This is a genomic window from Mesorhizobium sp. M2A.F.Ca.ET.039.01.1.1 (assembly GCF_003998035.1).
Lineage (GTDB): Bacteria > Pseudomonadota > Alphaproteobacteria > Rhizobiales > Rhizobiaceae > Mesorhizobium.
In genome coordinates this window covers 1-8026 of record NZ_RZRY01000268.1, presented here as the reverse complement: position 1 = coordinate 8026, position 8026 = coordinate 1, and the positions used below count along the sequence as shown (strand labels likewise).

8 protein-coding genes are annotated in these 8026 nt (G+C 64.2%); 7 read left to right on the top strand and 1 reads right to left on the bottom strand.

Annotated features, from left to right (window positions below):
- Together EOA24_RS20060 and EOA24_RS20055 are read left to right on the top strand one after the other, a co-directional pair.
- Positions 1 to 600 (top strand): MFS transporter (locus EOA24_RS20060; protein ID WP_133374557.1); only part of this gene is annotated, 600 nt, incomplete at its 5' end.
- Between the two features lie 58 nt (positions 601 to 658).
- The gene (locus EOA24_RS20055; RefSeq protein WP_126078716.1) at positions 659 to 1081 is read left to right on the top strand and encodes a GNAT family N-acetyltransferase; all 423 of its coding nucleotides are present in this window, start codon (positions 659 to 661) and stop codon (positions 1079 to 1081) included.
- 437 nt (positions 1082 to 1518) lie between these two features.
- Here EOA24_RS20055 and EOA24_RS20050 read toward each other — a convergent pair whose 3' ends face one another.
- Positions 1519 to 2634 (bottom strand): anhydro-N-acetylmuramic acid kinase, encoded by a 1116-nt coding sequence (locus EOA24_RS20050; protein ID WP_127410003.1) that lies wholly within the window; start codon positions 2632 to 2634, stop codon positions 1519 to 1521.
- A gap of 190 nt (positions 2635 to 2824) precedes the next feature.
- On the opposite strand from EOA24_RS20050, the gene EOA24_RS20045 reads away from it, so the two are divergent.
- From EOA24_RS20045 to EOA24_RS20025, 5 genes are all read left to right on the top strand, one after another.
- Entirely contained in the window at positions 2825 to 3514 is a 690-nt protein-coding gene (locus EOA24_RS20045; RefSeq protein WP_126078714.1) for an SDR family NAD(P)-dependent oxidoreductase, read from the top strand.
- Positions 3515 to 3716: 202 nt separating this feature from the next.
- Positions 3717 to 4553, top strand: coding sequence for a transporter substrate-binding domain-containing protein (locus tag EOA24_RS20040; protein WP_189342594.1), 837 nt, complete (start codon positions 3717 to 3719; stop codon positions 4551 to 4553).
- A gap of 29 nt (positions 4554 to 4582) precedes the next feature.
- On the top strand, positions 4583 to 5920 hold the full coding sequence (locus tag EOA24_RS20035) for a cation:dicarboxylase symporter family transporter (protein ID WP_245467180.1): 1338 nt from the start codon (positions 4583 to 4585) through the stop codon (positions 5918 to 5920).
- Positions 5917 to 6714, top strand: a complete 798-nt coding sequence (locus EOA24_RS20030) for an amino acid racemase (protein WP_126078712.1) — start codon at positions 5917 to 5919, stop codon at positions 6712 to 6714. The genes EOA24_RS20035 and EOA24_RS20030 overlap by 4 nt, the downstream gene beginning before the upstream one ends.
- A 313-nt stretch (positions 6715 to 7027) precedes the next feature.
- Entirely contained in the window at positions 7028 to 7879 is an 852-nt protein-coding gene (locus tag EOA24_RS20025) for a MetQ/NlpA family lipoprotein (protein ID WP_126078711.1), read from the top strand.
- Positions 7880 to 8026 lie beyond the last annotated feature (147 nt).

The following is an 8026-nucleotide window of genomic DNA, read 5'->3' as shown; positions in this document are numbered from 1 at the left end:
CTGCACGACACTAGGAAAAGCGGTCCCGCGCCGTCGCCGCTCGGCGCGCTCGCTGTTCCCGGCATTCTGCCGCTGCTCATTGCCTGCGGCGCCTTCATGATCGCCTTCTATGGCGTCTATGGCTATCTTGGCGATCATCTCCATGAAGCCCTCGGCGAGCCGGTAAGCGCCAATGGCCTGGCGGCGGTCGCCTATGGCCTGGGCTTCGGCGCGGCCGCCTTGCTGGATGGCGTCATCGATCGGCTCGGGGCGCGCCGCGTCATGCCCTTCGCCTATCTGCTGGTCGCCGCCGTCTATGTCGCGATCGCGCTGGCCAGCACCGCCTTCGGCCCCTTGATCGCGACGATCGCCGTCTGGGGCTTGGCCAACCATCTCGGGCTGAACGTGCTGGTCATGCGCCTCACCGCGCTCGACCCGTCGCGGCGCGGCACCATCATGGGACTGAACAGCGCGGTCACCTATCTCGCGGTCACCGTCGGCACGGCAGGCTTCGGCCCGCTCTACACGAGCCTCGGCTTCGCCAACAGCGCCCTGGTCGCCGCTGGATTGATGCTGGTGGCGGCGGGCGCGGCGGCATGGCGGTCGTCCACCCGGCAATAGGCTTGCATCTGCGTTCACACCTTCGCTAAGGCTGGCTTGTGAACCGGAGTCGCAGCCGATGAAGACGACGCTCGAGATCACCGCCGAGCCCCTGCCGCGGGACCTTGCTTTCCTGGGCGAAAGTCTCACCGCTTTCAATGATGATGACGTCGGCCCCTCAGGCAGGAAGCCTCTCGTTGTCTTCGTGCGCGACGAGCATGACGCCGTCATTGCCGGCATATCCGGCTACACCGCCTGGGGCTGGCTTTACGTGCAGTGGCTGTGGGTCGACGAAAGGCTGCGCGGAAAAGGCGTTGCCGCCGGCATGCTCGACGCCGCCGAACAGGAAGCTGTCGCGCGCGGGTGCCATGGCGCCTGGATCGACACGTTCAATCCAATTGCCGAAAAGGTCTATCGGCGTGAGGGCTATCAGCCGTTCGGCGAATTGCCGGATTTCCCGATCGGCCGCCGGCGCGTCTTCCTGCAGAAGAAGCTGCCTTAGAGCAATTCCAGGGAATTGTGGAGCGGTTTTCCGTCCGGAATTGCGCAAAACAAACTAGTTCCTCAACACATTGGTTTTGAAACATTGCAGGCTTGTCGGTCAAGGCTATCAACGTCCGCTGGGGTAGTCGGCGCAAACGTTGGCGATGAGCTGGAGGCTTCTGAACCTCGTCATTCTAGGGCGGAGCAAGGAGCGCAGCGACGCGCGCAGACCCTAGAATCCATGCCGTTACCTGGACCGAAGTGTGCAACGGTGCAGAATTTCTGGACCGCCGCGGCGCTTCCAATTCACGGCATGGATCCTCGGGTCTGCGCGCGTCGCTTCGCTCCTTGCTCCGCCCGTGGATGACGACCGCGACAGGCGTCTCGGCCAATCGCCAAGGCGTGGGATCTACCAACGCACCCTAACCAACCGGTCAAAACTTCTGTGTTAAGGAACTACCCCGCGAGCTTTCCGCCGCGCAGCGGCTCTGGCGCGCCGGTGGTGCTCGGAAAGCTGATCGGAAGGCCGCGCAGCACGCGTACGGCGAGGAAAGCAAAACATTCCGCTTCCACCGCGTCGCCCTTCCATCCGAGCGTCTCGGCCTGCACCACTTCGACCCCGGCGCGGCTTTCGAGCATCGCCATCATCGTCGGGTTATGGCGGCCGCCGCCGCTGACCGCCAGCCGCTTCGGCCGGCGCGGCAACAGGTCGAGCGCCTTGCCCACGGCCGACACAGTGAAGGCCGTCAGCGTCGCCGCGCCGTCCTCGGCGTTCAGCCCCTCGGCCATCGCCGCGGTGAAGTCGAAGCGGTCGAGCGATTTCGGGTAGGGCTTCGTCAGGTAGGGATGCTGCAAGAGCCTGGCGAGCCGTTCCTCATCGACCCTGCCGGCAGCCGCCAGCCTGCCGTCGCGGTCCATCTCGCCGAGGCGCTTCGCCTTGATGAAATCATTGACCGGCGCATTGGCCGGCCCGGTGTCGAAGGCGACGATATTGTCCTTGCCGTCCCACCAGGTGATGTTGCCGACCCCGCCGAGATTGAGCACGGCGGTGTTGCCGCTCGGATCGGCTTCCTTGAGCAGCGCTGCATGATAGGCGGCCGCAAGAGGCGCGCCTTGCCCGCCCGCCGCGACATCCGCCGAGCGGAAGTCATAGGCCACCTTGGTGCCGAGCAGCGAAGCCATCAGCTCGCCATCGCCGAGCTGGCGCGTGCGACCGATCCGCCCCGGCTGCGGCGCGCGATGCAGCACCGTCTGGCCGTGGAAGCCGACGACGCCGATCTCGGCGATGCGCATGCCCTGGCTCTCGACCAGATCCTTGACCGCCGCCGACTGCGCCCGCGTCAGCGCCTCCTCTGCCTCGCGAAAAATCGCCGGCTCCGCTCCCTCGAAATTCCAGGCGCGGGCTTGGCGCAGCGTCTCTTCGAGCAAGGCGCGGATTGATTGCGGGTAAGGGGCCAGCGTGTATGTGCCGGTGTCGGCGATGCGCTCACCATCCGTCTTGATCAGCGCCACGTCGATGTTGCCGTCGAGCACCGTGCCGGTCATCAGCCCGACGGCCCAGATTGGTTCCATGGTCTTGTTCCCTAATCGTCGTCCAACCACGTGTCGGACGGATCGGCGCGGCAGGCAAGTCTTTCGGCTCGCCCTTGCCGGCGGCCTTTTGCGCCAAATGGCGAAAATCGAGCAACCACGTTCTTGCCTCTTGCCGCCGAAGGCGCGAGCCTGCACGACCGTTGCCGACCTGTCTCAAGGAGAAAATGCCATGGCAGCCAATATCGCAGTGATCGCGGGCGCCGGCTCCGGGCTCAGCGCCTCGCTGGCGCGGCTTCTCGCCAGGGAGGGCTTCCGCGTCGTCCTTGCCGCGCGCAATGTCGACAAATTGGCGACGCTGGCGAAGGAAACCGGCGCGCTGGCCGTCGAAACCGATGTGTCGGACGCGGCCTCCGTCGAGCGGCTGTTCGAGACGGCCGACAAGGCAGGCCCGCTCGAGATCGCGGTCTTCAACGCCAGCGGCCGCACACGCGGGCCGATCGCCGACCTCGATCCCGAGGCGGTCAAGCAAGCTTTGCTTGTCGGCGCTTATGGCGGCTTCCTGGTCGGCCAGCAGGCGGCGCACCGGCTCTTGGCGCGCGGCTCGGGGTCGATCCTGTTCACCGGCGCCACGGCGAGCCTCAAGGGCTTTTCCGGCTCGGCCGGCTTCGCCATGCCGAAATTCGGCCTGCGCGGGCTGGCGCAATCGATGGCGCGCGAGCTTTCCCCGAAGAACATTCATGTTGCGCATTTCATCATCGACGGCCAGATCGAGCCGGCCGGACAGGCGCCAGAGCCCGACCGCCCGGACCGCCGCCTCTCGCCCGACGCGATCGCCGAGACCTACCTTGCGGTCCATCGCCAGCATCGCAGCGCCTGGAGCTTCGAGGTCGAGCTGAGACCTTGGGTCGAGACGTTCTGACGACCCACTACAGGACTCTTCAACAACGCGCCCCGCCGCGAGCTGCGCTATTTTAGAAGATCTGCATATTTGATGATGCCATTTTAGCGATCTGCAATGTAAAAAGGGGAAAAATAAAAGATACCTTTACTTAACTTCGGCGTGCATACTGCGGACTGGTCAGATCTGTTGTCCGGCTCTCCTGCGCGAATTGAGAATGGGCATGCCGCTTACACGTCGCACGCTGTTTGCAGCCGGAGGCGGAGGGCTGCTGGTCGCGCAGGCGCAAGCCATGGCCACGCCGGCCAAGGCGCAAGACGCTCCAAAACCCATCGTGAGCGACAACAAGCTGCGCATCGCCATGCCGGCTTTCGCCTCCGATCCTTTCTTTCCGGCCGACGGCTCAGGCGACAAGGGTATCGACATGGACCTTGCGCGCGGCATAGCCGCCGAGCTTGGCGTCGAATCCGTGTTCGACCGGTCCGCCGTGACCTTCGATGGCATGGTGCAAAAACTGATCTCCGGTCAGGCGGACCTGGCAATCGGCAAGCTCAGCCGCACGCTTCAGCGCGGCCGCTCGATCCTCTATTCACGCCCTTATGCCATGCTGCATCAGGGGCTGCTCGCCAATCGCGTGAACCTGGCGCGCATCACGCAAGGCAAGCCGCCCGAACAGATCATCCGCGATTTCTCCGGCGATCTCGGCGTGATCGAAGGCTCGTCCTTCGCCACGTATGCGGCGGCCACTTTCCCGCACGCCACGATCCAGCGCTTCGCGGGCTGGAACACGGTCATCGACGCGATCCGCAATGGCACGATCGACCTTGCTTATCGCGATGATTTCGAGATCAAGAAGCTGATGGTCGATGACCCGTCGATGACTGTCGTCGCGCGCTCGATCACGCTGACGGACAAGGTCGACACAATCGCGGTCGGCGTTAGCCCGGCCAATCCGCATCTCGCGGCCTTTGTCGATCTCTATCTCGATCTGGCAAGGGGTCAGCAGGTCCTCAACACCGACGAGATCATTGCGCGCTATCGCCAGGGGAGCAAAGCCTGACAATGGCCGTCTCGGATGCAGCCGCACCCATGCCTCTCGATTGGCGCCTGGCGGCAAAGCGCATCTTGCGCTCGCCGTTGACGACGATCATCATGATCCTGGCCGGGATTCTGTGCGGACTGTACTACCCGACCTTCGCCCATGCGATCAGCCCCGTGGCGCAGGTCTACCTGAATTTCCTCAAGATGGTCGTCCTGCCTTACCTGGTCTCGTCCGTCATCTTCTCGATCACAGCCATGGTTCAGGACCCGAAATCGGTCCGCTATCTCGGTAAGGTGGGTATAGCCGTGTTGGTCGTGTCATTTCTCGCCGTGCTGGTCAGCGGCACCTATTCGCTGATCCTCAAGCCGGGCCAGATCGAGAACCCACAGTCGCGCATCGAGCTCGGCGAATTCATCAATTCGCAAGGCAGCGTCTCCACCGATCTCGCCTTCCCGTTCCAGCCGCCACCGCCCACCGCCGATCCGAACGGCGGACATTCGATCTTCCTGGACCTGGTGCCGAACAACGTTTTCAACGCGCTGGCCTCGGGCCAGACCATCCAGGTCCTCTTGTTCTGCCTGCTTTTCGGGCTGGCGATGGGCAAGATTCCCCAGCCCTCGTCGCTGAGCCTCTCACAGGCGCTCAACGCGGTGTATCGGGCCTGCACGGTGCTGACCAACTGGTTCGTCTGGGGACTGCCCTTCGCAACCTTCGTCCTGATCGCCGACCAGACCGCGTCGACCGGCACCAAGCCGCTGATGCTGATGGGCGGCTATCTGCTGGTGATGGGCCTTTCCTGCCTGACATTCCTCGCCGGCGCGTTCGCGATTATCGCCATCAGGTCGCGGCGAAGCTACTGGGCCACGATCAAGACCCTTCAGCCGCTTCTGATGGTTGCCATCACGACGCGCTCCACCGTCGCGTCGCTGCCCTGGGTCATCAATCTTTTGAGCGAGCGGCTGCGCTTCAACCTGGTGGTGGTCGAGCTGCTCGTGCCGCTGCAGGCGGCGCTGCTGCGGACCGGGCCGGCGCTGGTCTACACATCCGGCGCCCTGTTCATTGCCCAGCTCTACGGCCATCAGCTGGCGATCCCGGACCTCATGCTTGTCGGCGTCGTCTCCGCGCTTCTGGCGCTGACGACAGGCGGCATGGGCAGCCTGCTCATCCTCTCGCAGATGTCCATCGTCTGCGGCTATCTGAAGCTTCCCTTCGAGGCGGCGTTCGCCCTGTTCGTCGCGGTGGACGCGGCCGTGGACACGCTGATGACGCTGTCCAGCGTCTCCACCGTGGCGGCAAGCACGGCAATGATCGCACCCAGCCATCGGGAGACGGTGCAGAGCGCTGAAACCGTCGCGCAAGATCTCGAAGCCGAGCCCGCCCGATGATCGACGACGCCATCCGTCCGCAGCTCGGCATCATCGGCGGTCTCGGGCCGCTGGCATCGGCCGACTTCTACGTCAAGCTGACGCGGATGACCGAGGCGCTGCGCGACAACGAGCATGTGCCTTCCGTCATCCTCAGCGTGCCGCAGCTGCCCGACAGGACCGAAGCGATCCTCAGCAACCATGACGGGCCGCTGGCCCCGCTGACCGCTGCGGTCTCGACGCTCAACGCGCTCGGCGTTGCCTGCATCGCCATGCCCTGCAACACCGCCCATCATTGGTACGACAAGCTGGCGGCGAACTCGTCAGCCGAGATCATCCATATCGGCGACGCGGTGGTGGCGGAAATCCGCCGCGGCCTGGACCGGGGCAGGGTGGCGAACCTCGCAACCCCGGGCACCCTGGTTTCCGGTTTCTATCAGCACAGGATAGCGGCGGCGGGCTTCGACCTCTGCCTTCCGCAGGATGCCGAGTTTCAGGAACGCGTCGACAGCGCGATCATGCTCGTCAAGGCCGGTTCGATCGCGCAAGCCGCGGCCGAGACCGAGCGCGCGCTTCATCTCGCGCAAATGGCCGGCGCAGATGTCGCCCTACTTGGCTGCACCGAACTGTCCGTCGTGGCAGCCAGCCTCGGCGACACGAACGGACTGGTCGTCGTCGACAGCAATGCGGCGCTGGCGCGGGCCAGCCTGCAACGGTTGGGCTACCCTGTGCAGGAAGCGCGAGGCCTGCCCACCGTCTCGTCGCTGCCGGCAGACGGCCGGCCGTCCTTGCGTGTCACACGGCGGGCTTCCTAATGCATGGCGCCCAGAACTGTGCAGCGGTTCTGGGACAACGACATGCATCAAACAAAGACTTAAGGCCGCGTCGCCAGAATCCGGTTCGGCGCGACGAGCTTTAGACGCGCAAGTTTCCATCGCCTTGCCGTCGATATCCGCTTGCCAGCGGCCGATGTGCTCCAAGTCATAAAATCTTTGAGAGAATATTTTCCGCCTCCCGTCCGAGAGGAAATGCGCTTCTTTGCCCGAGCCGGCAGCATTGGTGATGCTTGATATCAAGGCTTCGCATCCCGCCAGGCCCAAATGATTTCAGGATTGCAAGGAACGCATCATGTCCGAACCCGGCAACGCTTCAAATTCTCTCGTTACGTCAATCACCAGGCGCGCCGGACTGGCGGCGCTTCTCGCCACGACATTGGCCGTCATCGGCCTCAACGCGCCGTCGTCGTCCTTCGCCGAGGAGAAGAAGGCGATCAAGGTCGGCATCATCAGCGGCGAGGATGAGGATGTCTGGCGCGTCGTCACCGCCGAGGCGGCCAAGAAAGGGCTGACCATCGAGACAGTCGTCTTCAACGATTACACCCAGCCCAACGAGGCGCTGGAGCGGGGCGAGATCGACGCCAACGCCTTCCAGCACAAGCCCTATCTCGACAACCAGATCAAGACGCAAGGCTATCATATCGTGCCGGTCGGCTATACCGGCGTCTGGCCGATCGGGCTCTATTCGAAGAAGCACGCCAAGGTCGCCGACCTGCCGGAAGGCGCTGTCATCGGCCTGCCCAACGACCCGTCCAACGAGGGCCGCGCGCTGCACGTGCTGGAGCATGAGGGCCTGATCAAGCTGAAAGACGGCACCGGCATCCTGGCGACGACCGCCGACATTGCCGACAACCCGAAGAAGCTCGAGATCAAGGAGCTCGACGCCGGCATCGTCGGCCGCTCGGTCGACGATCTTGACGCCGCGGTCGTCAACACCGACTGGGCGCTGAAGAGCGGCCTCGGCCCGGAAAACCGCATCGCGCAGGAGCCGGTGGCCGACAATCCCTACCGCAACTTCATCGCGGTCAAGATCGGAAGCGAGAACGAGCCCTGGGTGAAGACGCTGGTCGCCTCCTACCAGAATGAGACGGTCAAGGCCGAGTTCGACAAGGTCTACAAGGGCACCGGGATCAGCGCCTATTGACCGGCGCATGGTTGGCAGAAATGGGCGGTCCGCTGTTGAGCGGGCCGCCGTCGCGTTTGCGTGACACTGAAACGGAAACAGAGATGAACCAGCATGTCACCGCCGGACTTGCCGACCCGGTCCGCGTCGAGCCGACCGGGCGGGAAG

Excerpts from the sequence above, each read along its gene's own strand:
- EOA24_RS20050 (WP_127410003.1), bottom strand. The coding sequence starts at position 2,634 with ATGGAACCAATCTGGGCCGTCGGGCTGATGACCGGCACGGTGCTCGAC.
- EOA24_RS20025 (WP_126078711.1), top strand. The coding sequence starts at position 7,028 with ATGTCCGAACCCGGCAACGCTTCAAATTCTCTCGTTACGTCAATCACC.
- EOA24_RS20045 (WP_126078714.1), top strand. The coding sequence starts at position 2,825 with ATGGCAGCCAATATCGCAGTGATCGCGGGCGCCGGCTCCGGGCTCAGC.
- EOA24_RS20055 (WP_126078716.1), top strand. The coding sequence starts at position 659 with ATGAAGACGACGCTCGAGATCACCGCCGAGCCCCTGCCGCGGGACCTT.
- EOA24_RS20030 (WP_126078712.1), top strand. The coding sequence starts at position 5,917 with ATGATCGACGACGCCATCCGTCCGCAGCTCGGCATCATCGGCGGTCTC.
- EOA24_RS20035 (WP_245467180.1), top strand. The coding sequence starts at position 4,583 with ATGCCTCTCGATTGGCGCCTGGCGGCAAAGCGCATCTTGCGCTCGCCG.
- EOA24_RS20040 (WP_189342594.1), top strand. The coding sequence starts at position 3,717 with ATGCCGCTTACACGTCGCACGCTGTTTGCAGCCGGAGGCGGAGGGCTG.